This is a genomic window from Erwinia artemisiae (assembly GCF_051400835.1).
GTDB lineage: Bacteria > Pseudomonadota > Gammaproteobacteria > Enterobacterales > Enterobacteriaceae > Erwinia > Erwinia aeris.
In genome coordinates this window covers 1-21092 of the sequence record NZ_JBLFFM010000008.1, presented here as the reverse complement: position 1 = coordinate 21092, position 21092 = coordinate 1, and the positions used below count along the sequence as shown (strand labels likewise).

The following is a 21092-nucleotide window of genomic DNA, read 5'->3' as shown; positions in this document are numbered from 1 at the left end:
TAGCCGTCAGGAAAACGAGATCGCCGTCTTCCGACTAGCCAAGCGGTAAGAAGAACACGGCGTCGCCGATAGGCTTTTGCCCCCTCAGAGGGAGGCGTTAACGGATCTGGCCTTTAGGCATGATATTGACCGTCTCGTGCAGCTCTGACCAGACCAGCACCGCCTCGCCGTTTGTCAGCTGACGACGAACGTCATTGACTTTTTGCTCCAGCGAGCGCTCCTGCTCGCCATAGTCGGTGCCTTCCCGCAGCACGAAGGCTTCAATCAGGTTAGCGAGCGTGTCCGGGTCCAGTTCTTTCCAGGGAATAATCATCGTTGTCCAGCCAGGTTGAAAGCCATTGCGGTATACGCTGCTCCAGCCACATTTGCGGCCTGCGCAGCGTTCCCCCCACGAATCCCACATGTCCGCCGTGCTGCGTCAGCTGATACGTTACGCAATCGGGCAGCCTCTCGGTTGCAGGAATGACCTCGTCGGTCATAAAGGGATCGTCTTTAGCATGAATAATCAGCAGAGGTTTACGCACGCCGGAAAGCAGCGGCAGCGCGCTACAGCGGCGATAGTAATCCGTTGCGTCCACAAAACCGTGCGCTCTGGCGGTAATGGCGTCGTCAAACTCCCTGAGTCTCTTAAGCGCCTTAAGCTGCGTCAGATCGACAGGCAGCGTGCCGGGCCAGGCGTGCAGTTTGCGGGTGGCGTTCTGCTTCAGCAAGTTTAGCAGGTAGCGCTGATAGACACGCGAGAATCCCTGCTCCAGCCGCTGGCTGCAGGGTTCCAGCATCAGCGGCGCGGAAACGATAACGCCGGCATCCAGCAAACAGCTGTCGCCCTGTTGGCCCATCAGGCAGCCCAGCATATTACCGCCAAGCGAAAAGCCCACGGCAGCGGTCGCCACCGTTCCCCAGGTTTCCCGTAGCCAGCGTAAAAAATAGCTGGCGTCTTCGGTTTCGCCCGAATGATAAATGCGCTCGAGACGGTTCGGTTCGCCGCCGCAGCCGCGAAAATGCATCACCACGCCCAGCCAGCCGCGCTGTCGACAGGCCTGCAAAAGCCCGTGCGCGTAAGGGCTGTGAAAGCTGCCCTCAAGGCCATGAAAAAGCACCACGCGCGGCTTGTGGCTCGCCTGCGCCGGATCTTCGCTCCAGGCAAGATCGACAAAATCACTGTCCGGCAGCGTCAGGCGCTGCCAGTGCGGCTGCAAAGCGATACGGCGACGAACCAGGCGCGGCAGGATGGTTTGCAAATGCGCGTTGCTCATGCCCGCCAGCGGACGAAAAGTATTTTCCAGCGACCCGTCAAAATTCATCTTCAAAAGGCTTCCCGGATCCTTGTCATACTGTTAGCTTCGATAAGTTTGTTGTTAAGTGGGGTGAGGAGCGCCCGTTTCATATGGAACTGAAACTGTTTTTGTCGATGCTGGGTTTTTTGTGGGTCGCTGCGATCACGCCAGGCCCTAATAATATGTTACTCACCGCCTCGGGCGCCAACTTTGGTTTTCTGCGTTCGCTGTGGCTGCTGATCGGCATCATGATCGGGATGCAGGTCATGCTGCTGCTGGTCGCGTTCGGTATTGGCGGCCTGATCCTGCTTTATCCTGCTTTGCATCTGGTGTTGAAAATCGCCGGGAGCGTCTATCTGCTGTGGCTGGCGTGGAAAATCGCCACGGCGAAATATGAGCGGCTGGATACCGGCACTCTCCCCACAGCGCCAATGCCGTTCTGGCAGGGCGGCCTGCTACAGCTGATCAATCCCAAAGCCTGGCTGATGGCGCTGGGCGCGGTCGCCAGCTTCAGCCTGGGCGGTGAGGCCTATCGGGGATCGGTAATGGCTATCAGCTTTGCGATGGCGCTGGTCAACCTGGTTTCCGGCCTGATCTGGCTTGGCTTTGGTACGCTGATTGGCCGCCTGCTGCGCAGCCGTCGCGCCTGGACGCTGTTCAATATGGCGATGGGCGTGCTGACAGCGGCCTGCGTGCTGCTTATCTGGCGCTAAGCAGAGTGCCTGGCGAACGTCGCTTCGGGCAAAGTGCTTTCCCCATTCTCAATTCGTAAGCAGCGGGCGCCGTTGCGGCGGGTTTTCGAACCCGCTACTTACGCTGCTGCCAGCCTCTGACGTCTTAAAGGCAATCCCACTCTCCGGCATTAAAATCCTGTTTTTCTTCTAAGGACTTATCGTTATAACCGATAATTTTTTATTACTTTATCGCGGCAAGCGCTCTCGGTTACAAAGGCGTTGTTCACTTTTATAACAATAACGACCGGAGCAAAGCATGGCGCATAAATTTACTCTTTCACTGCTGGCCTTCAGCCTTTCTTTTTCGGCGCTGAGCGCACAGGCTTTGGACGTTACCGTGGCGTATCAGACCTCGGCAGAACCGGCCAAAGTGGCCCAGGCCGATGACGCTTTTGCCAAAGCCAGCGGCGCAAAAGTGGACTGGCGCAAGTTTGACAGCGGCTCCAGCGTGGTCAGAGCGCTGGCTTCGGGCGATGTGCAAATCGGCAATATCGGCTCCAGCCCGCTTGCCGTAGCGGCCAGCCAGCAGGTGCCGATTGAGGTGTTTCTGCTGGCGTCGCAGCTCGGCAGTTCCGAAGCGCTGGTGGTGAAGAAAAGCATCAAGGATCCCAAAGATTTGATCGGCAAACGTATCGCCGTGCCTTTTATCTCCACCACTCACTACAGCCTGCTGGCCGCGCTTAAGCACTGGGGCATCAAGCCGGGCCAGGTGCAAATCGTCAATCTTCAGCCGCCCGCGATTATCGCTGCCTGGCAACGTGGCGACATTGACGGCGCCTACGTCTGGGCGCCGGCGGTGAACGAGCTGGAGAAGGAAGGAAAGGTACTGACCGACTCCGCGCAGGTCGGCAAGTGGGGCGCGCCAACGCTGGACGTCTGGGTTGTGCGTAAAGATTTCGCGCAGCAGCATCCTGAAGTGGTCACCGCTTTCGCCCGTAGCGCGCTGGAGGCGCAAAAAGCCTACCTGGACAGCCCTGAGCAGTGGCTGAAAGATGACAATCACCTCAACAAGCTGTCGCGTCTGAGCGGCGTGCCGACACAGCAGGTGCCGGGGCTGGTAAAAGGCAACACTTACCTGACGGCGCAGCAGCAGGTTGAACAGCTGGGCCAGCCGGTCGATAAGGCTATCGGCGATACCGCACAGTTTTTAAAAGAGCAGGGCAAAGTGCCGCAGGTTGCCAGCGATTACAGTGGCTTTGTCACCAACCGCTTTGTTAAAAATCTTACCCAGTAAGGAGCCGCCATGCTTTCAGTCTCGCATCTGACGGCCCGTTACGACGGCCACCTCGCGCTTGAAGATATTAACCTGACGATTGCCGGGGAAGAGCTGGTGGTGGTGCTGGGGCCTTCAGGCTGTGGCAAAACCACGCTGCTGAATCTGATTGCCGGTTTTCTGACGCCGGAGTCGGGCAGCATTACGCTGGACGGCCAGCGCGTAACCGGGCCGGGAGCCGAGCGCGGCGTGGTGTTTCAGCATGAAGGGCTGCTGCCGTGGCGCAACGTGCTGGATAACGTCGCCTTTGGCCTGCAGCTGGCCGGGATGGATAAAGCGACGCGCCATCAAACGGCCCGTCAGATGCTGAAAAGCGTCGGGCTGGGCGGCGCGGAAAAGAAATTTATCTGGCAGCTTTCCGGCGGGATGCGCCAGCGCGTAGGTATTGCCAGAGCCTTAGCCGCCGATCCGCAGCTGCTGTTGCTGGATGAGCCCTTCGGCGCGCTGGATGCCTTTACCCGCGAGCAAATGCAGGAGCTGCTGCTGAACCTGTGGCGGGACAGCGGCAAGCAGGTGCTGCTGATTACGCACGATATCGAGGAGGCGGTTTTTCTGGCCAGCGAGCTGATCCTGCTGTCGCCCGGCCCCGGCAAAATTATCGAGCGTCTGCCGCTGGCGTTTGGCCGCCGCTATGCCGCCGGCGAAGCCTGCCGCAGCATTAAATCCGATCCCGCTTTTATCGCCACGCGGGAATATGTATTAAGCCGGGTGTTCCAACAGCGCGAGGTGTTTTCATGAGCCTGTTATCCACGGAGAAAGTCGCGGTGCGCCGATTGAGGCTGCGCTGGCCGTTTGGCCGTCAGCTTACCCTGAGCGTGGCGACCCTGCTGGTGCTGCTGGGCATCTGGTGGGCAGTAACCGCTTTTGGCCTGATCGCGCCGCTCTTTCTGCCCGCGCCGCAGCAGGTTTTCCATCAGCTGCTGGTGGTTGCCGGCCCGCAGGGTTTTATGGATGCGACGCTCTGGCAGCATCTTGCCGCCAGCCTGACAAGGATAGCGATAGCGCTGCTGGCGGCCACGCTGATCGGCGTGCCGGTTGGTATCCTGATGGGGCTGAACGCCACCGCGCGCGGCATCCTTGACCCGCTGATTGAGCTGTATCGACCGGTGCCGCCGCTGGCCTATCTGCCGCTGATGGTGATCTGGTTCGGTATCGGCGAAACGTCCAAAATCCTGCTGATCTATCTGGCCATCTTCGCGCCCGTGGTGATGTCCACGCTGGCGGGCGTCAAAAGCGCGCAGCAGGTTCGTCTGCGCGCCGCGCAGTCGCTGGGCGCCAGCCGCTGGCAAACGCTGTGGTTCGTGGTGCTGCCCGGCGCGCTGCCGGAAATTTTAACCGGGCTGCGGATCGGTCTTGGCGTCGGCTGGTCAACGCTGGTGGCCGCCGAACTTATCGCCGCCACGCGCGGGCTGGGCTTTATGGTGCAGTCTGCCGGTGAATTTCTGGCAACCGATGTGGTACTGGCAGGCATCGCCGTTATCGCGCTGATTGCTTTTTCGCTTGAGCTGGGGCTGCGAGCCTTACAGCGCCGTTTAACCCCCTGGCATGGAGTCACATCATGAACGAACGTCTGTCTGTTACCGCGCTTGGCCCCTATATCGGCGCGCTGGTCGCTGACGTGGATCTCAGCCGCCCGCTGAGCGACGCGCAGTTTGAGCAGCTTTACCATGCGCTGATCCGTCATCAGGTGCTGTTCTTCCGCAATCAGCCCGTTACGCCTGCCCAACAGCGAGCGCTGGCGGCCCGTTTTGGCGATCTGCACATCCATCCCGTCTATCCGCACGCGCCGGATGTGGAAGAGATTATCGTGCTGGATACGCATGATGATAACCCGCCGGACAACGATAACTGGCACACCGACGTGACCTTTATCGAGACGCCGCCGGCCGGGGCGATCCTGGCGGCAAAGCAGCTGCCGGAAACGGGCGGCGATACGCTCTGGGCCAGCGGCATTGCTGCTTACAACGCGCTTTCAGAGCCTTTTAAGGCCCTGCTTGCCGGCCTGCGGGCGGAGCACGACTTCACCAAATCGTTTCAGGAATTTAAGTATCGCGGCAGCGAGGAGGAGCATGCGCGCTGGCGGCAGGCCGTGGCGAAGAATCCGCCGCTGCTGCATCCGGTCGTGCGCACGCATCCGGTTAGCGGCAAGTCGGCGCTGTTTGTTAATGAGGGATTCACCACGCGCATTGTCGATCTCAGCCCGAAAGAGAGCGACGCGCTGCTGAATTTCCTGTTTGCGCATATCACCAAACCGGAGTTCCAGGTGCGCTGGCGATGGCAGCAGGACGATGTGGCGATTTGGGATAACCGCGTGACCCAGCACTACGCCAATGCAGACTACCTGCCTGCACGGCGGATTATGCATCGCGCCACTATTCTGGGCGACAAGCCTTTCTATCAGCCTGGCCGGGCATAAACGCCACGGCCTAATCGGCAGGCATAAGATTACGCGTAAAGTTGTGCACGTCGGCCTCTTTCCTGCGGCGGTACAGTTTGGCTTTGCGCGCGCCGGTAGCTACGCTCTCGCCCGTTTCCTCAAACATCTCTGAGGAATCAAAGCGGCGGATCAGGCTTTTCCGCTGCACCGGGCGGCCAAGGATGGCTTCGGTGGCTTCCTGTAGCTGAGTCAGCGTAAAGCGTTCCGGCAGGCAAAACACCGGCAGCAGCGTATACAGCGTTTTTTGCCGCAGCCTTTTTAAGGCGCTGGTAATAATAGTCTGGTGATCGAAGGCGATATCCTTGCGCTGCATCACGGTGTTGACCGGCAGCCACGCGGCGTCGCTGACATCGCCGCTGTACGATCGACAGCTCTCCTGCGCAATCAGCGCATACCAGGCGGTGGTCAGGCTCCAGCCGCGCGGGTCGCGATCGGGGCCGGAAAAAGTTTCGAGCTGTTCCAGCCACGGCGGAACCACACCGGTTTTCTCCTGCAGCTTCCTTAACGCGGTGGCGCGCGTTGAAGCATCATGCTGCATATCGATAAACCCTCCCGGCAATCCCCACCAGCCTTTTTGCGGATGATTGGCCCGCTGTACCAGCAGTACGCAGAGCTGTTGCTCGTGCAGCGTAAAAAGTACGCTGTCGACGGTCACAATGGGAGAGGGGTAGCGCGAGGCGTCGTAGCTGGCCAGATACTCTGATTCTGAAAGCATAAGCTTTTCCGTAAATAATTGTCGCTCAGACACATTAGCATTGCGGACGGATATCCTGCAATGTACGACCGCCTTTTCCTTTTTTTAATCATTATTAATCAGCTTGTTAATTGATTTTTTCTACAGGATGGTAAATTCCGCTTGCTAAATAATGTCACAGGGACAATTATATAAATGTCACAAGGACATTATTAGCCCCGGAGGAAAACAATGCTGCTGGAACTCTTTCTTGATGGAAACAAAGTCGCGCTGGAAACAGGCCGCTTTCCCGATGGCGCAGTCCGCGTAAGGCTGCTGCCGCCACGGCTTCCCCGGGCGGAAAAATTGAAAATCCGCGCCACGGCCATGCGCAATATGGACGATTTGATGCTGCTGGCGCAGGTTATGGACGCCGCCCGCAGCCAATACGATTTGCACTGGACAACGCTGGAGCTGCCCTGGCTTCCCTATGCCCGTCAGGACCGCAGTATGCAGGAAGGCGACAGTTTCGCCCTGAAGATCTTTGCCGGTTTTTTGAATCAGCTGGGCTTTGACCGGATACGGGTGCTGGATCCCCATAGCGACGTGGCGGGTGCCGTGGTCAATAACATGGTGGCTATTCCGCAGCACCTTTGCCTGCGACACAGCGCGAACCTGATAGAAAAACTGCAAAGCGGCATGATGCTGATGGCGCCGGACGCGGGCGCGCTAAAAAAAATCCACGCTGTTGCGCAGCAGGTGGCGGCCCGCGAGTACGGCATCCTGGGGAAACACCGCGACCTGGGCAGCGGTGCGCTGAGTGGTTTTTCACTGCTGCAGGGCGACGTAGCCGGCAAAGATGTGCTGATAGCCGATGATTTGTGCGATGCGGGCGGCACCTTTATCGGCTCGGCCGCGGTGCTGCGTGCGGCGGGCGCGCGTTCGGTCAGCCTGTACGTTACCCACGGCTTGTTTAGCCGGGGCGTCGCCGCGCTGTTGCAGCAGGGCATCGACCATATCTGGACGACGACTTCAGTAGCCGATCCGGCGATAGCCGGGGAGCGGGTTGAACTGATTGATATTGAAACTATTTATAACAACGAAAGAGCGGCCCATGCGCATTAATCCCATTCTGGCTATCGACGGCTATAAAACCTCCCATCGCGAACAGTACCCGCAGGGAACCAGCCGCATTTACTCAAATTTTACGCCGCGCGGTAACCGCTTTTTTACCTCGCCGCTGTCGGATAACCGGCTGGTATTCTTTGGGCTACAGGGCTTTCTGCAGTGGTTTATGGTCGATCTGTTTAACGAGGCGTTTTTTGCCCGACCCGAAGAGGAAGTCGTCACGGAATACCAACAGCTGATGGACAGCTATCTTGGCAAAGCGCGTATTGATGTGGAACACATCCGGGCGCTGCATCGCCTGGGCTATCTGCCGCTGGAAATCAAAAGCCTGGATGAAGGCAGCAAGGTGCCGATGCAGGTGCCGGTTCTGACCATTACCAACACCGTTGATGATTTTTTCTGGCTGGTTAATTACCTGGAAAGCGTGATGTCAGCAGAATTATGGAAAGCCTCTACTAACGCCACTATCGCTTACCATTACCGGCTGGTCTGCGAGCGTTGGGCGGCCCTGACCTGTGATGACCAGAGCCATCTGGATTTTCAGTGCCATGATTTTTCGCTGCGGGGCATGTCCGGGCTGCATGATGCCGCCCAGGCGGGCGCCGGCCATCTGCTGAGCTTTACCGGCACCGACAGCATTCCTTCGATTCTTTATCTTCGTCAGTACTACACGCCGCCCAAAGACTATTTTATTGCGGGCAGCATTCCGGCGACGGAGCACAGCGTTATGTGCATGGGCGAAGAGCAGGGAGAGATCGCCACCTTTCGTCGTCTGATCACCGAGCTCTATCCCCACGGCTTCGTTTCCATCGTCTCGGATACCTGGGATTACTGGAAGGTGCTTACGGAATACAGCCGCGAGCTGAAAGCAGACATCATGGCGCGGCAGGGGCGTCTGGTTTTTCGCCCGGACAGCGGCGACCCGGTGGAGATCCTTTGCGGAACCAGCGACGATAGCGACAGCGATCCGGCGCGGACGCCACAGCAAAAAGGCTCGGTAGAGGTGCTGTGGGATATTTTTGGCGGCACCGTTAATGCGAAAGGCTACCGGGTGTTGGATGAGCACGTTGGGCTGATCTATGGCGACTCGATTACGCTGGAGCGGGCTAACCAGATCCTTGCCCGTCTGGAGGCTAAAGGTTTCGCCAGCAGCAACGTGGTCTTCGGCGTCGGATCTTATACTTATCAATACAGTACGCGCGATACGTTCGGCTTTGCGATGAAGGCGACATGGGGCGAGGTGCGGGGCGTTGAGCGTGAGATTTTCAAGCAGCCGAAAACCGACGGCGGCCTGAAAAAATCCGCCAGAGGGCTGCTACGGGTAGAGCGGGATAGCGCAGGCGACTACTACCTGTTGGATCGGCAGAGCCGGGAGCAGGAGCAGGGCGGCGAACTGAAAACCCGTTTTTTAAACGGCAAACTGCTTAACGCTGAGGATCTGTCCACGCTGCGTCGACGCCTGGCGGAGCGGTAATCAGGTCGGGAGAAAGAAACCTTTCTCCCGGCTCTGTTTATGAAGCCAGCATCGTTTCGAGCTGCTCCTGCGCATCCAGCCAGTCCATCTCGCACGCTTCCAGCGCGGATTTCGCTTCAGCCTGCTGCTGCAGCGCCGCCGTAAGATCGGCCTTGCGGCTCTGATCGTACAGCGCGGTATCCGCCAGCTTTGTTTCCGCATCGGCCAGCGTGGCGTTGAGTTTTTCCATCTGCTTTTCCAGCTTTTCGATCTGCTTGCGCAGCGGCTGCGTTTGCGTGCGCAGTTCCGCCTCGCGGCGCTTCTGATCCTTTCTGGCCTGCGCGCTGTTGCCGCTCTCCTGTTTAGGTTCAGCGGCGGCGCTGGTCTGCTTTTGCAGATCGCTCAGCCACTGCTGGTAGTCTTCCAGATCGCCGTCAAAGGCTTCTACTTTACCGTCGTGGACCAGGTAGAGATCGTCAGTAGTGGAGCGCAGCAGATGGCGGTCGTGCGAAACCACCACCAGCGCCCCTTCAAAATCGATCAGCGCTTCGGTCAGCGCCTGGCGCATATCCAGATCGAGGTGGTTGGTCGGTTCATCCAGCAGCAGCAGGTTAGGGCGCTGCCAGACAATCAGCGCCAGCACCAGCCGCGCTTTTTCGCCGCCGGAGAAGCGTTCGGTCTGCTCGGTGACCTTATCGCCCTGAAAACCAAAGCCGCCCAGGTAGTCGCGCAGCTGCTGTTCCAGCACTTTTGGCGCCAGCCGCACCAGATGCTGCAACGGTGATTCATCCGCCCGTAAGAATTCCAGCTGATGCTGGGCGAAGTAGCCGAGCTTGATGCCTTTCGCCAGGCCGATATCGCCTTGCAGCGGGGCCAGCTCGCCGGCCAGCAGCTTAATCAGCGTGGATTTGCCCGCGCCGTTGCGGCCCAGCAGACCGATGCGCGAGCCGGGAACCAGGTTCAGCTTGATAGAATCCAGAATGATGCGATCGGCATAGCCCGCGCTGACTTTTTCCATCTTCAACAGCGGATTAGGCAGGCTTTCCGGCGCGCGGAAGCTGAAAGTAAAAGGATTATCGACGTGGGCGGGCGCGATAAGCTCCATGCGCTCCAGCATTTTGATGCGGCTTTGCGCCTGCTTCGCCTTGCTGGCCTTGGCCTTAAAGCGGTCGATAAAGCTTTGCAGATGCGCCACCTTCTGCTGCTGGTTTTCAAACATCGACTGCTGCTGCGCCAGTTTGGTGGCGCGCTGGATCTCAAACGAGCTGTAGTTGCCGGTGTATTCAAAGATCGACTGCTGTTCGATATGCAGGATTTTATCCACCACGGGATCGAGAAAGTCGCGGTCGTGGGAAATCAGGATCAGCGTACCCTGATAGCTTTTCAGCCAGCGCTCCAGCCAGATCACCGCGTCCAGATCGAGGTGGTTGGTTGGTTCGTCAAGCAGCAGCAGGTCGGAGCGGCAAATCAGCGCCTGCGCCAGGTTCAGGCGCATCCGCCAGCCGCCGGAGAAGTCGCTGACGGGGCGCTGAAGCTGTTCCTGAGAAAAGCCCAAACCGTTAAGCAGGCTGGCGGCGCGCGACTGTATTGTCCATGCCTGGACGGCGTCCAGCTTGCCGTGCAGCGTGGCGATAGCGTGCCCGTCGTCGTTCTCGTTGGCCTTCGCCAGCTCCGCCTGCAGCTGGCGGTACTCGCGATCGCCATCAATGACATATTCGATAGCGGGCGTATTCAGCGCGGGCGTCTCCTGGTTAACCCAGGCCAGCGACCAGTTGCCCGGATAGGTAAAGCTGCCCGCATCGGCGCTTATCTCGTTCTTAAGCAGCGACAGCAGCGTGGATTTACCGCAGCCGTTTTTGCCTACCAGCCCCACTTTCTGACCGGGATTGATGGTGGCGGAGGCGTTATCCAGCAGGACGCGCACGCCGCGTCGGATTTGTAACGATGAGAAGAGAATCATAAGCGCCGTAATAACCAGAATATGTTAAATTGAAACATCATAAATGCTTTGCGGAATGCACGATTCCGCGGTGTCGAGCATGGTAGCGGAATTTCCCCGCCGTGACGACGATTTGGAGGGGATTGATGTCGCAGCCGCCCAAAGTTTTGCTGCTTTACGCGCATCCGGAATCCCAGGACTCGATTGCCAATCGGGTTTTGCTGGAGCCGGCTAAAGCGTTACCTAACGTGACCGTTCACGACCTGTACGCGCACTATCCAGACTTTTTTATTGATATCCACTACGAACAGCAGCTGCTGCGCGAGCATGACATCATTGTTTTTCAACATCCGCTTTATACCTACAGCTGCCCCGCGCTGCTGAAGGAGTGGCTGGATCGCGTGCTGTCGCGCGGCTTCGCCAGCGGCCCTGGCGGCAACGTGCTGGAAGGAAAATACTGGCGCAGCGTGGTGACCACCGGCGAACCGGAAACGGCCTACCACCAGGAAGGGCTTAACCGTTATCCGCTGTCGGCCATCATGCGGCCGTTCGAGCTGACGGCGCAAATGTGCCGTATGCACTGGCTGACGCCGATGATTATCTACTGGGCGCGACGGCAGACCCCGGAAGTCATGAAAAATTATGCGCGCGCCTACGGCGACTGGCTGTCGTCACCTTTGCCCTATGGAGGCACCTGAATGGAAGGACAAACCCTGCTCACGGCTGGCGTGGTCTATCTTTTTGCGGCGGTTATTGCCGTTCCGATCGCGGCCCGGCTCGGCATTGGCGCGGTGCTGGGCTATCTGCTGGCCGGTATCGCTATCGGGCCGTGGGGACTGGGCTTTATCAGCGACGTAGAGGAAATTCTGCATTTCTCCGAGCTGGGCGTGGTCTTCCTGATGTTTATCATCGGTCTGGAGCTGAATCCTTCCAAACTCTGGGAGCTGCGGCGCTCGATTTTCGGCGTTGGCGCGGCGCAGGTTATTTTCAGCGCGGCGATACTGGGCGGCCTGCTCTGGCTGACCGACTTCTCCTGGCAGGCGGCGGCGATCGGCGGTCTTGGCCTGGCGATGTCCTCTACGGCGATGGCGCTGCAGCTGATGAGCGACAAGGGCATGAAGCGCAATGAATCCGGCCAGCTGGGTTTTTCGGTGCTGCTGTTCCAGGATCTGGCGGTGATCCCGGCGCTGGCGCTGGTGCCGCTGCTGGCGGGCGGCGACAGCGGCCACACCGACTGGATGAAAGTGGGCATGAAGGTGCTGGCGTTTGCCGGGATGCTGGTCGGCGGCCGTTTTCTGCTGCGGCCTATTTTCCGCTTTATCGCCGCTTCCGGCGTGCGGGAAGTTTTTACCGCCGCTGCCCTGCTGCTGGTGCTGGGATCGGCGCTGTTTATGGACGCGCTGGGGCTGTCGATGGCGCTGGGGACCTTTATCGCCGGCATTCTGCTGGCGGAAAGCGAATACCGACACGAGCTGGAAGTCGCTATCGATCCTTTTAAAGGCTTGCTGCTGGGGCTGTTCTTTATCTCGGTAGGCATGGCGCTGAATCTGGGCGTGCTTTATACCCATATCGTCGAGATTTTAGTGGGCGTGGTGCTGCTGGTCGCGATCAAAGCGGGCGTGCTTTATCTGCTGTCGCGTATCTTTGGCCTGCGCAGTTCTGAGCGGCTACAGTTTTCGGCGGTGTTGAGCCAGGGCGGCGAGTTCGCGTTCGTGCTTTTTTCCGCCGCCTCGTCGGCAAAACTGTTCAGCGGCGACCAGATGCCGCTGCTGCTGGTGACGGTAACGCTATCGATGATGACCACGCCGCTGCTGATGCAGAGCGTGGATAAAATCCTGGCGAAGCGGTTTAACGACGGCGACGACAGCGAAGAGAAGCACTTTGTCGAAGACGACAAGCCGCAGGTTATCGTGGTCGGCTTCGGACGTTTTGGTCAGGTGGTGGCGCGTTTGCTGATGGCCAACGAAAAGCGGATCACGGTGCTGGAGCGCGATATCAGCGCGGTCAGCCTGATGCGAACCTATGGCTATAAAGTATACTATGGCGATGCCACCGAGCTGGAGCTGTTACGCGCCGCAGGCGCAGAAACGGCGCAGTCTATCGTCATTACCTGCAACGGCCCGGAAGACGCGATGGAAATCGTGCGGCTCTGCCAGCATCATTTCCCGCATCTGCAAATCCTGGCGCGGGCGCGCGGCCGCGTGGAGGCGCACGAACTGTTGCAGGCCGGCGTCACCCAGTTCTCGCGTGAAACCTTCTCCAGCGCGCTGGAGCTTGGCCGTAAAACGCTGATGTCGCTGGGGATGCATCCGCATCAGGCCTTTCGCGCGCAGCAGCACTTCCGCCGTCTGGATATGCGCATGCTGCGCGAGCTGATGCCGAACCACGGCGACAGCCAGCAGATTTCCCGCGTGAAAGAAGCCCGGCGCGAGCTGGAAGATATCTTCCAGGCCGAAATGCGGCACGAAAAGCGCCAGTTTGACGGCTGGGACGAATCGGAATAGGGCGGGGCGAAAGCCTCTTACTGAGTCGGCATCGCTTTGCGTTGCCTTTTATTTAATCGGAAAACCTATGCGTAAAAGATTTATTGCCGGGGCGACTTGTCCAAAGTGCCAGGCTAAAGATACCCTTGCTCTGTGGGTTGAAAATAATGTCGATGTGGTTGAATGCGTTAAGTGCGGTCATCAGATGCGCGAAGCAGACAAGCATGTTCGTGACGAAGTTCGCACTAATGAGCAAGTGATCGGAATTTTTCATCCTGAGTAGCGTTATGGCTCAGCTTTTTTTAAGCTGTATCTTACAGCGGCGTTGAAATTCATTACAATCAGCGCAAACTCAGAGCTTGCCGGCAAATCCGCCGATGTTTCAAGCTCTCAACGGTTAGGAGTAATCATGAAAGTAGCAAAAGACCTGGTAGTCAGCCTGGCATATCAGGTACGTACGGAAGACGGTGTGTTGGTTGATGAGTCTCCGGTGACCGCACCGCTGGACTATCTGCACGGTCATGGTTCCCTGATTTCTGGTCTGGAAAAGGCGCTGGAAAATCACGAAGCCGGCGACAAGTTTGAAGTGCACATCGCAGCTGACGAAGCCTACGGCCAGTACGACGACAACCTGGTGCAGCGCGTGCCGAAAGACGTCTTTATGGGCGTTGATGAACTGCAGGTTGGCATGCGTTTCCTGGCGGAAACCGATCAGGGCCCGGTACCGGTTGAAATCACCGAAGTGGAAGATGACCACGTGGTGGTTGACGGTAACCATATGCTGGCTGGCCAGAACCTGAACTTCAACGTGGAAGTGGTGGCGATCCGTGAAGCGACCGAAGAAGAGCTGGCTCATGGCCATGTTCACGGCGAGCACGACCATCATCACGATCACGACCACGATCATGACCACGGCAAAGGCGGTTGTGGCACCGGCGGCTGCGGCTGCAGCCACTAAGCTTAAATGAAAAAAGGCCACCGATAAGGTGGCCTTTTTTTTGGCGCGAAATCAATAGTGCGGCGGCGGCGTCTCTTCCGACTGCGAGGCGACCATTGACGGCGCTGCCGCCTTCAGTTTGTCGGTCAGCAGGCGCATCTGTTCGCGCAGGCGGGCCATTTCCAGCTCGTGATGAACCACCGTCTGGTTCAGCTCTTCGATAGTGTGCTCCTGAAAGGCCAAACGGCTTTCCAACAGCTCTAAGCGCTGCTCAAACACGGATTGTTGCATATTCTTTCCTCTTGCTGCCGCCAGGGCTGGATTGTTCCGATTCTAACGACAAAAACCGGGCCAGCACAGGCATAGCCGGTTTAATTTCGCCCTTACCGTTGAAAAAAGCCCTGGTTGCCTGCATCTTCATAGTGAAACTTTCGGACAGACAAGCGGTCGGAAGTAGTTAGTTTTCATTGCGAGAGTATGCAGTTTGCTCGCGCACGGTTGTTAGAGTACAGGCTCTGTCTGTAAAACGATTTCCGAGGTGAGAGGCTTCGGTTTTGGAGAAATGGATGAAATCACTATTTAAAGTCACACTGTTAGCCACCACCCTGGGCGTTGCGCTGAACGCACCGCTGGCCTCAGCAGCCGAAACCGCCGCGGCGCCATCAGCTCCAGCCGCACAGCAGGCACCGAAGAATGCCGCGTTTACAAACGAAGACCAGCAGTCTGCCTATGCACTGGGCGCATCGCTTGGCCGCTACATGGAAAACTCGCTGAAAGAGCAGGAGAAACTGGGCATCACGCTGGATAAGCAGCAGCTGATCTCCGGCGTCCAGGACGCTTTCGCCGGCAAGAGCAAGCTTTCCGATCAGGAGATCGAGCAGACCCTGCAGGCGTTTGAAGGCCGCGTGAAAACCGCCGCTCAGGCGAAGATGGAAAAAGATGCGAAAGAAAACACCGAGAAAGGCAACGCTTTCGCGACTAAATTCGCCAAAGAAAAAGGCGTGAAGAAAACCGAATCCGGCCTGCTGTATCAGGTAGAGAAAGAAGGCACCGGCGACGCGCCGAAAGACAGCGATACCGTAGTGGTTAACTACAAAGGGACGCTGATCGACGGCTCCGAGTTCGACAACTCCTACACGCGCGGCGAGCCGCTCTCTTTCCGTCTTGACGGCGTGATCCCTGGCTGGACCGAAGGCCTGAAGCACGTGAAAAAAGGCGGCAAGATCAAGCTGGTGATCCCACCGCAGCTTGCCTACGGTAAAAACGGCGTACCGGGTATCCCGGCTAACTCTACGCTGGTGTTCGATGTAGAACTGCTGGACATCAAACCGGCCGCTAAAGCGGACGCTAGCGCGCAGGCACCGACCGAAGCGCCAGCCGCTGCCCAGACCAAATAATGCCCGTGCCGCCACGCTCGTGGCGGCATTTTCCCCGCTTTTTCCTCCCCCGCGCTATGTCCACAAGAAATACATGACAAAGGTCAGGACAGGCATTTCCGATATTTGCTAGACTGACGCTCTTCGAAACTAACCTGCGCGAGCCGCATACCGCGGGCTCTTTTAAGGGTGGTGTCTTAATGTCTGGTTCAATTTTTACCGGTGATGTGAACGATCTGGAATTACTGGAGCAGCATCCCTTCGAACAAACCGATTTTGATATTCTTAAATCTTACGAAGCCGTGGTCGACGGGCTGGCGATGCTGATCGGCTCGCACTGCGAAATCGTCCTGCATTCGCTGGAAGATTTGAAATGCTCGGCGGTCAGGATCGCTAATGGCGAACATACCGGCCGCAAAATCGGTTCACCGATAACCGATCTGGCGTTGCGAATGCTGCATGATATGACCGATGCGGAAAGTAATGTTTCCAGAGCCTATTTCACCCGCGCCAAAAGCGGCGTGCTGATGAAATCCGTGACCATCGCTATCCGTAACGGCAAACAGCGCGTTATCGGTTTGCTGTGTATCAATATGAACCTGGACGTGCCTTTCTCGCAGATTATGGCGACTTTTATCCCGCCGGAAACGCCGGAGATGGACTCTTCCGTCAACTTCGCCTCCTCGGTAGAGGATCTGGTAATGCAGACGCTGGAGTTTACGATTGAAGAGGTCAGCAACGACCGTAATATCTCCAACAATGCCAAGAACCGCCAGATTGTGCTGAACCTCTATGAGAAAGGCATCTTCGACATCAAAGACGCGATAAATCAGGTGGCGGATCGACTGAATATTTCCAAGCACACCGTTTATCTCTATATCCGCCAGTTTAAAAACGGCGACTTCCAGGGAAGCGAGCGCTGATGCGTTACACGCTGTTAGTTACCGGCCCGGCCTATGGCACCCAGCAGGCCAGCTCGGCCTGGCTGTTCGCGCAGGCGCTGCTGGCGGAAGGTCACGAGCTGGAAAGCGTCTTTTTTTATCGCGAGGGCGTACTTAACGCCAGCGCGCTGACCTCGCCCGCCAGCGACGAGTTCAATCTGACCCAGGCCTGGCAGCAGCTGCATCGTGACCATCACGTTGCGCTCAATATCTGTGTGGCCGCCGCGCTGCGCCGCGGTATCACGGACGAGCAGGAAGCGAAAAACCAGGGCCTGCCCGCCGCCAATCTGGCTGAAGGCTTTCAGCTTGCCGGCCTGGGCGCGCTGGCGGAAGCCGCATTAAGCAGTGAACGAATGGTGCAGTTTTGATGAAGCGAATCGCCTTTGTATTCAGCCAGGCGCCGCACGGCTCCAGCGCCGGAAGAGAGGGGCTGGATGCGGTGCTGGCCGTTTCCGCGCTTAGCGAGGACGTGGCGCTGTTTTTTATCAGCGACGGCGTGATGCAGCTGTTGGGCGACCAGCAGCCGGAAAAAGTGCTGGCGCGCAACTACGTCGCCACCTTTGGCGTGCTGCCGCTCTACGATCTGGAAAATTTTTATGCCTGTTCAGCTTCGCTGGCCGAGCGAGGCATTGACGCCGCCGCGTTAAAGGCACTGCCGGTAGCGGTGCTGTCGCCTCACGCATTGCGTGCGGAGCTGGAAAAATACGATCAAATAATTTCTTTCTGAGGGAAGTATGCTGCATACGCTGATCAACTCGCCTTTTAAGTGCGATTTCAACGCCATGCTGCGGCTGCTGGCGGAAGGGGACGAGGTGCTGCTGCTTCAGGACGGCGTGCTGGCGGCGCTGGAAGGTAGCCAGGCCCTTGAATCGCTGCGTGCCGCCCCCATTTCTCTTTACGTGCTGCAGGACGATGTTATCGCTCGCGGGCTTTCTGCTCAAATTTCATCCAGCGCGGCCGCAGTAAGCTATACTGAGTTCGTCGCGCTGACGGTAAAACAGACTCAACAAATGACCTGGTGAGTACGATATCCTGGTTATTTCTTGACACCTTTTCTGCTCAGCCCTAAAATTCCGCGTCCTCGTTATCTGACGAGGCGATTTATTACGTGTTTACGAAGCAAAAGCAAATTCCAGGAGCTATTTAATGGCAACAGTTAACCAGCTGGTTCGCAAACCACGCGCACGCAAAGTTGCAAAGAGCAACGTGCCTGCGCTGGAAGCTTGCCCGCAGAAACGTGGCGTATGTACTCGTGTGTACACCACTACCCCTAAAAAACCAAACTCCGCACTGCGTAAAGTTTGCCGTGTGCGTTTGACCAACGGTTTTGAAGTCACCTCCTATATCGGCGGTGAAGGTCATAACCTGCAGGAACACTCCGTGATCCTGATCCGTGGCGGTCGTGTTAAAGACTTGCCAGGTGTGCGTTACCACACCGTTCGTGGCGCGCTGGACTGCTCAGGTGTTAAAGACCGTAAGCAGGCTCGCTCCAAGTACGGCGTGAAGAAGCCAAAGGCTTAATGGTTCTCCGTTAAGTAAGGCCAAACGTTTTATCTTAAATGTCATAATAAACTCGTAGAGTTTTGGACAATCCTGAATTAACAACGGAGTATTTCCATGCCACGTCGTCGCGTCATTGGTCAGCGTAAAATTCTGCCAGATCCTAAGTTCGGATCAGAGCTGCTGGCCAAATTTGTAAATATCCTGATGGTAGATGGTAAAAAATCTACTGCCGAATCAATCGTTTATACTGCACTTGAGACCCTGGCTCAGCGTGCTGGTAAAGGCGAACTGGAAGCATTCGAAGTAGCCCTGGACAACGTCCGCCCAACCGTGGAAGTTAAATCCCGTCGCGTTGGTGGTTCTACTTATCAGGTACCAGTTGAAGTCCGTCCGGTTCGTCGTAATGCTCTGGCAATGCGTTGGATCGTTGAAGCTGCTCGTAAACGCGGTGATAAATCAATGGCTCTGCGCCTGGCGAACGAACTTTCTGATGCTGCGGAAAACAAAGGTACCGCAGTGAAGAAACGTGAAGACGTTCACCGTATGGCCGAAGCCAACAAGGCGTTCGCACACTACCGCTGGTAACAGCTCAGTAGTTGTTATTAACCCAGCGGGCGTTCAGTTGACCCCGCTGGGATTTAACTTTGAACGTCCTAGAATCAGAGGAATCAAATGGCTCGTACAACACCCATTACACGCTACCGTAACATTGGTATCAGTGCACACATCGACGCCGGTAAGACGACCACTACCGAACGTATTCTGTTCTACACCGGTGTAAACCATAAAATCGGTGAAGTTCATGATGGCGCAGCCACAATGGACTGGATGGCGCAGGAGCAGGAGCGTGGTATTACCATTACCTCCGCAGCGACTACCGCTTTCTGGTCAGGTATGGCTAAGCAGTTCGAGCCGCACCGCGTTAACATCATCGACACCCCAGGACACGTTGACTTCACCATCGAAGTAGAACGTTCCATGCGTGTTCTTGACGGCGCAGTAATGGTTTACTGTGCAGTTGGTGGTGTTCAGCCACAGTCTGAGACCGTATGGCGTCAGGCTAACAAATATAAAGTTCCACGCATTGCGTTCGTTAACAAAATGGACCGCATGGGTGCTAACTTCCTGAAAGTAGTTGGCCAGATTGAAGCACGTCTGGGCGCAACTCCGGTCCCTCTGCAGCTGGCTATCGGCGCAGAAGAGAACTTCACCGGCGTTGTTGACCTGATCAAGATGAAAGCGATCAACTGGAACGACGCAGACGCAGGCGTGACCTTCGATTACGAAGAGATCCCAGCTGATATGCAGGAACTGGCTGAAGAATGGCGCCAGAAACTGATTGAAGCCGCAGCTGAAGGCTCTGATGAGCTGATGGAGAAATTCTTTGGCGGCGAAGAGCTGACCGAAGAAGAGATCAAAACTTCTCTGCGTAAGCGCGTACTGAACAACGAAATCATCCTGGTTACCTGTGGTTCTGCATTTAAGAACAAAGGTGTTCAGGCGATGCTGGATGCCGTGATCGAATATCTGCCGTCACCAACTGACGTTACAGCGATCAACGGTATTCTGGACGACGGTAAAGATACGCCGGCAGTTCGTCACTCAGACGACAACGAGCCGTTTGCTGCGCTGGCGTTTAAAATCGCGACCGACCCGTTTGTTGGTAACCTGACATTCTTCCGCGTTTACTCTGGTATCGTTAACTCTGGCGACACCGTGTACAACCCGGTTAAATCTCAGCGCGAGCGTCTGGGCCGTATCGTACAGATGCACGCTAACAAGCGTGAAGAGATCAAAGAAGTTCGCGCAGGCGATATCGCTGCGGCTATCGGTCTGAAAGACGTGACTACCGGTGACACCCTGTGTGACCCGGACAACGTTATCATTCTGGAGCGCATGGAATTCCCTGAGCCGGTAATCTCTATCGCTGTAGAACCGAAAACCAAAGCTGACCAGGAAAAAATGGGTCTGGCTCTGGGCCGTCTGGCTAAAGAAGACCCATCATTCCGCGTATGGACTGATGAAGAGTCTAACCAGACTATCATCGCCGGTATGGGTGAGCTGCACCTCGACATCATCGTTGACCGCATGAAGCGTGAATTCAACGTTGAAGCGAACGTCGGTAAACCTCAGGTTGCTTACCGCGAAGCGATTCGCTCTAAAGTAACTGACGTCGAAGGTAAACACGCCAAGCAGTCTGGTGGTCGCGGTCAGTACGGTCATGTTGTTATCGACATGTACCCACTGGAGCCGGGTTCAAACCCGAAAGGCTACGAATTTGTCAACGACATCAAAGGTGGTGTAATTCCTGGCGAATACATCCCTGCGGTTGATAAAGGCATTCAGGAACAGCTGAAAGCTGGCCCACTGGCGGGTTACCCGGTAGTAGATCTGGGCGTGCGTCTGCACTTCGGTTCTTACCATGACGTTGACTCCTCTGAGCTGGCGTTTAAACTGGCGGCATCAATCGCCTTTAAAGATGGCTTTAAGAAAGCACAGCCTGTGCTGCTTGAGCCTATCATGAAGGTTGAAGTTGAAACGCCAGAAGAGAACACTGGTGACGTTATCGGTGACCTGAGCCGTCGTCGTGGTACGCTGCGCGGTCAGGAATCCAACGTGACTGGCGTTGTGATCCACGCTGAAGTGCCGCTGTCCGAAATGTTCGGATATGCTACACAGCTGCGTTCTATCACCAAAGGCCGTGCATCTTACTCCATGGAATTCCTGAAGTATGATGACGCGCCAAACAACGTCGCTCAGGCTGTTATTGAAGCCCGTGGTAAATAATCGGGTTTAACCAATTGATCCCGTGCTCTCCTTTCCACAGGGGAGAGCACAGAAAGTAAGGAATATCGCCGTGGCTAAAGAAAAATTTGAACGTTCCAAACCGCACGTCAACGTTGGTACTATCGGCCACGTTGACCACGGTAAAACTACC

General features: G+C 56.7%; 24 protein-coding genes and 1 pseudogene. 20 read left to right on the top strand and 5 right to left on the bottom strand.

Annotation, left to right across the window (positions count from 1 at the left end):
- Window positions 1-97: 97 nt before the first annotated feature.
- Together ACMGEE_RS16685 and ACMGEE_RS16680 are read right to left on the bottom strand one after the other, a co-directional pair.
- The gene (locus ACMGEE_RS16685) at window positions 98-313 is read right to left on the bottom strand and encodes a YheU family protein (RefSeq protein ID WP_253457694.1); all 216 of its coding nucleotides are present in this window, start codon (window positions 311-313) and stop codon (window positions 98-100) included.
- Window positions 270-1304, bottom strand: coding sequence for a hydrolase (locus tag ACMGEE_RS16680; protein ID WP_369896209.1), 1035 nt, complete (start codon window positions 1302-1304; stop codon window positions 270-272). The genes ACMGEE_RS16685 and ACMGEE_RS16680 overlap by 44 nt, the downstream gene beginning before the upstream one ends.
- A gap of 83 nt (window positions 1305-1387) precedes the next feature.
- Between ACMGEE_RS16680 and ACMGEE_RS16675 the strand changes: the two genes are divergently transcribed.
- From ACMGEE_RS16675 to tauD, 5 genes are all read left to right on the top strand, one after another.
- Window positions 1388-1990 (top strand): LysE family translocator, encoded by a 603-nt coding sequence (locus ACMGEE_RS16675; RefSeq protein ID WP_301730892.1) that lies wholly within the window; start codon window positions 1388-1390, stop codon window positions 1988-1990.
- 277 nt (window positions 1991-2267) lie between these two features.
- The gene (tauA, locus tag ACMGEE_RS16670) at window positions 2268-3245 is read left to right on the top strand and encodes a taurine ABC transporter substrate-binding protein (RefSeq protein ID WP_253457700.1); all 978 of its coding nucleotides are present in this window, start codon (window positions 2268-2270) and stop codon (window positions 3243-3245) included.
- A 9-nt stretch (window positions 3246-3254) separates the two neighbouring features.
- Window positions 3255-4022 (top strand): taurine ABC transporter ATP-binding subunit, encoded by a 768-nt coding sequence (gene tauB, locus ACMGEE_RS16665; RefSeq protein ID WP_253457703.1) that lies wholly within the window; start codon window positions 3255-3257, stop codon window positions 4020-4022.
- Entirely contained in the window at window positions 4019-4846 is an 828-nt protein-coding gene (tauC, locus tag ACMGEE_RS16660) for a taurine ABC transporter permease TauC (RefSeq protein WP_253457706.1), read from the top strand. The genes tauB and tauC overlap by 4 nt, the downstream gene beginning before the upstream one ends.
- A complete protein-coding gene (gene tauD / locus ACMGEE_RS16655; RefSeq protein WP_125289843.1) occupies window positions 4843-5700 on the top strand; it encodes a taurine dioxygenase in 858 nt (285 codons plus the stop codon). The genes tauC and tauD overlap by 4 nt, the downstream gene beginning before the upstream one ends.
- 10 nt (window positions 5701-5710) lie before the next feature.
- Here tauD and ACMGEE_RS16650 read toward each other — a convergent pair whose 3' ends face one another.
- Window positions 5711-6436 carry an NUDIX hydrolase gene (locus ACMGEE_RS16650; protein ID WP_253457709.1) on the bottom strand — a complete coding sequence of 242 codons (726 nt, stop codon included), beginning with the start codon at window positions 6434-6436 and terminating at the stop codon, window positions 5711-5713.
- Between the two features lie 210 nt (window positions 6437-6646).
- Here ACMGEE_RS16650 and prs point away from each other — a divergent pair, with 210 nt between their 5' ends.
- Window positions 6647-7519 carry a ribose-phosphate diphosphokinase gene (gene prs / locus ACMGEE_RS16645; RefSeq protein ID WP_436830359.1) on the top strand — a complete coding sequence of 291 codons (873 nt, stop codon included), beginning with the start codon at window positions 6647-6649 and terminating at the stop codon, window positions 7517-7519.
- Window positions 7509-8996, top strand: a complete 1488-nt coding sequence (locus tag ACMGEE_RS16640; RefSeq protein WP_370734926.1) for a nicotinate phosphoribosyltransferase — start codon at window positions 7509-7511, stop codon at window positions 8994-8996. Before prs ends, ACMGEE_RS16640 begins: the two co-directional genes overlap by 11 nt.
- A 37-nt stretch (window positions 8997-9033) precedes the next feature.
- Here the strand turns inward: ACMGEE_RS16640 and ACMGEE_RS16635 are convergent, their stop codons facing one another.
- A complete protein-coding gene (locus tag ACMGEE_RS16635; RefSeq protein WP_301730890.1) occupies window positions 9034-10935 on the bottom strand; it encodes an ABC transporter ATP-binding protein in 1902 nt (633 codons plus the stop codon).
- A 125-nt stretch (window positions 10936-11060) separates the two neighbouring features.
- Between ACMGEE_RS16635 and kefG the strand changes: the two genes are divergently transcribed.
- The 4 genes from kefG (at window position 11061) to slyD (ending at window position 14355) form a co-directional block, all read left to right on the top strand.
- Window positions 11061-11612 (top strand): glutathione-regulated potassium-efflux system ancillary protein KefG, encoded by a 552-nt coding sequence (gene kefG, locus ACMGEE_RS16630; protein ID WP_125289994.1) that lies wholly within the window; start codon window positions 11061-11063, stop codon window positions 11610-11612.
- Entirely contained in the window at window positions 11613-13418 is a 1806-nt protein-coding gene (gene kefB / locus ACMGEE_RS16625; RefSeq protein WP_253457721.1) for a glutathione-regulated potassium-efflux system protein KefB, read from the top strand. It begins immediately after the preceding gene.
- 67 nt (window positions 13419-13485) lie between these two features.
- Window positions 13486-13680: a YheV family putative zinc ribbon protein gene (locus tag ACMGEE_RS16620; RefSeq protein WP_125289837.1), complete on the top strand. Its 195-nt coding sequence runs from the start codon at window positions 13486-13488 to the stop codon at window positions 13678-13680.
- 126 nt (window positions 13681-13806) lie between these two features.
- The gene (gene slyD, locus ACMGEE_RS16615; protein WP_125289836.1) at window positions 13807-14355 is read left to right on the top strand and encodes a peptidylprolyl isomerase; all 549 of its coding nucleotides are present in this window, start codon (window positions 13807-13809) and stop codon (window positions 14353-14355) included.
- A 51-nt stretch (window positions 14356-14406) separates the two neighbouring features.
- Here the strand turns inward: slyD and ACMGEE_RS16610 are convergent, their stop codons facing one another.
- Window positions 14407-14625 (bottom strand): protein SlyX, encoded by a 219-nt coding sequence (locus tag ACMGEE_RS16610; RefSeq protein ID WP_125289835.1) that lies wholly within the window; start codon window positions 14623-14625, stop codon window positions 14407-14409.
- 275 nt (window positions 14626-14900) lie between these two features.
- Between ACMGEE_RS16610 and fkpA the strand changes: the two genes are divergently transcribed.
- The 9 genes and pseudogenes from fkpA to ACMGEE_RS16565 all read left to right on the top strand — a co-directional run.
- The gene (fkpA, locus tag ACMGEE_RS16605) at window positions 14901-15731 is read left to right on the top strand and encodes an FKBP-type peptidyl-prolyl cis-trans isomerase (protein WP_253457725.1); all 831 of its coding nucleotides are present in this window, start codon (window positions 14901-14903) and stop codon (window positions 15729-15731) included.
- 179 nt (window positions 15732-15910) lie between these two features.
- Complete coding sequence (locus tag ACMGEE_RS16600; protein WP_253457728.1) at window positions 15911-16633, top strand: helix-turn-helix transcriptional regulator; 723 nt, start codon at window positions 15911-15913, stop codon at window positions 16631-16633.
- On the top strand, window positions 16633-17019 hold the full coding sequence (tusD, locus tag ACMGEE_RS16595; RefSeq protein WP_253457730.1) for a sulfurtransferase complex subunit TusD: 387 nt from the start codon (window positions 16633-16635) through the stop codon (window positions 17017-17019). Before ACMGEE_RS16600 ends, tusD begins: the two co-directional genes overlap by 1 nt.
- A complete protein-coding gene (gene tusC / locus ACMGEE_RS16590; protein WP_253457732.1) occupies window positions 17019-17378 on the top strand; it encodes a sulfurtransferase complex subunit TusC in 360 nt (119 codons plus the stop codon). Before tusD ends, tusC begins: the two co-directional genes overlap by 1 nt.
- A gap of 7 nt (window positions 17379-17385) precedes the next feature.
- A complete protein-coding gene (tusB, locus tag ACMGEE_RS16585) occupies window positions 17386-17673 on the top strand; it encodes a sulfurtransferase complex subunit TusB (RefSeq protein ID WP_253457734.1) in 288 nt (95 codons plus the stop codon).
- 124 nt (window positions 17674-17797) lie between these two features.
- Window positions 17798-18172, top strand: a complete 375-nt coding sequence (gene rpsL / locus ACMGEE_RS16580; RefSeq protein WP_075182598.1) for a 30S ribosomal protein S12 — start codon at window positions 17798-17800, stop codon at window positions 18170-18172.
- A gap of 96 nt (window positions 18173-18268) precedes the next feature.
- A complete protein-coding gene (gene rpsG, locus ACMGEE_RS16575; protein WP_125289829.1) occupies window positions 18269-18739 on the top strand; it encodes a 30S ribosomal protein S7 in 471 nt (156 codons plus the stop codon).
- 87 nt (window positions 18740-18826) lie between these two features.
- On the top strand, window positions 18827-20941 hold the full coding sequence (gene fusA / locus ACMGEE_RS16570) for an elongation factor G (RefSeq protein ID WP_253457736.1): 2115 nt from the start codon (window positions 18827-18829) through the stop codon (window positions 20939-20941).
- 70 nt (window positions 20942-21011) lie between these two features.
- Window positions 21012-21092, top strand: a pseudogene (locus tag ACMGEE_RS16565) (GTP-binding protein); the annotation flags it as partial.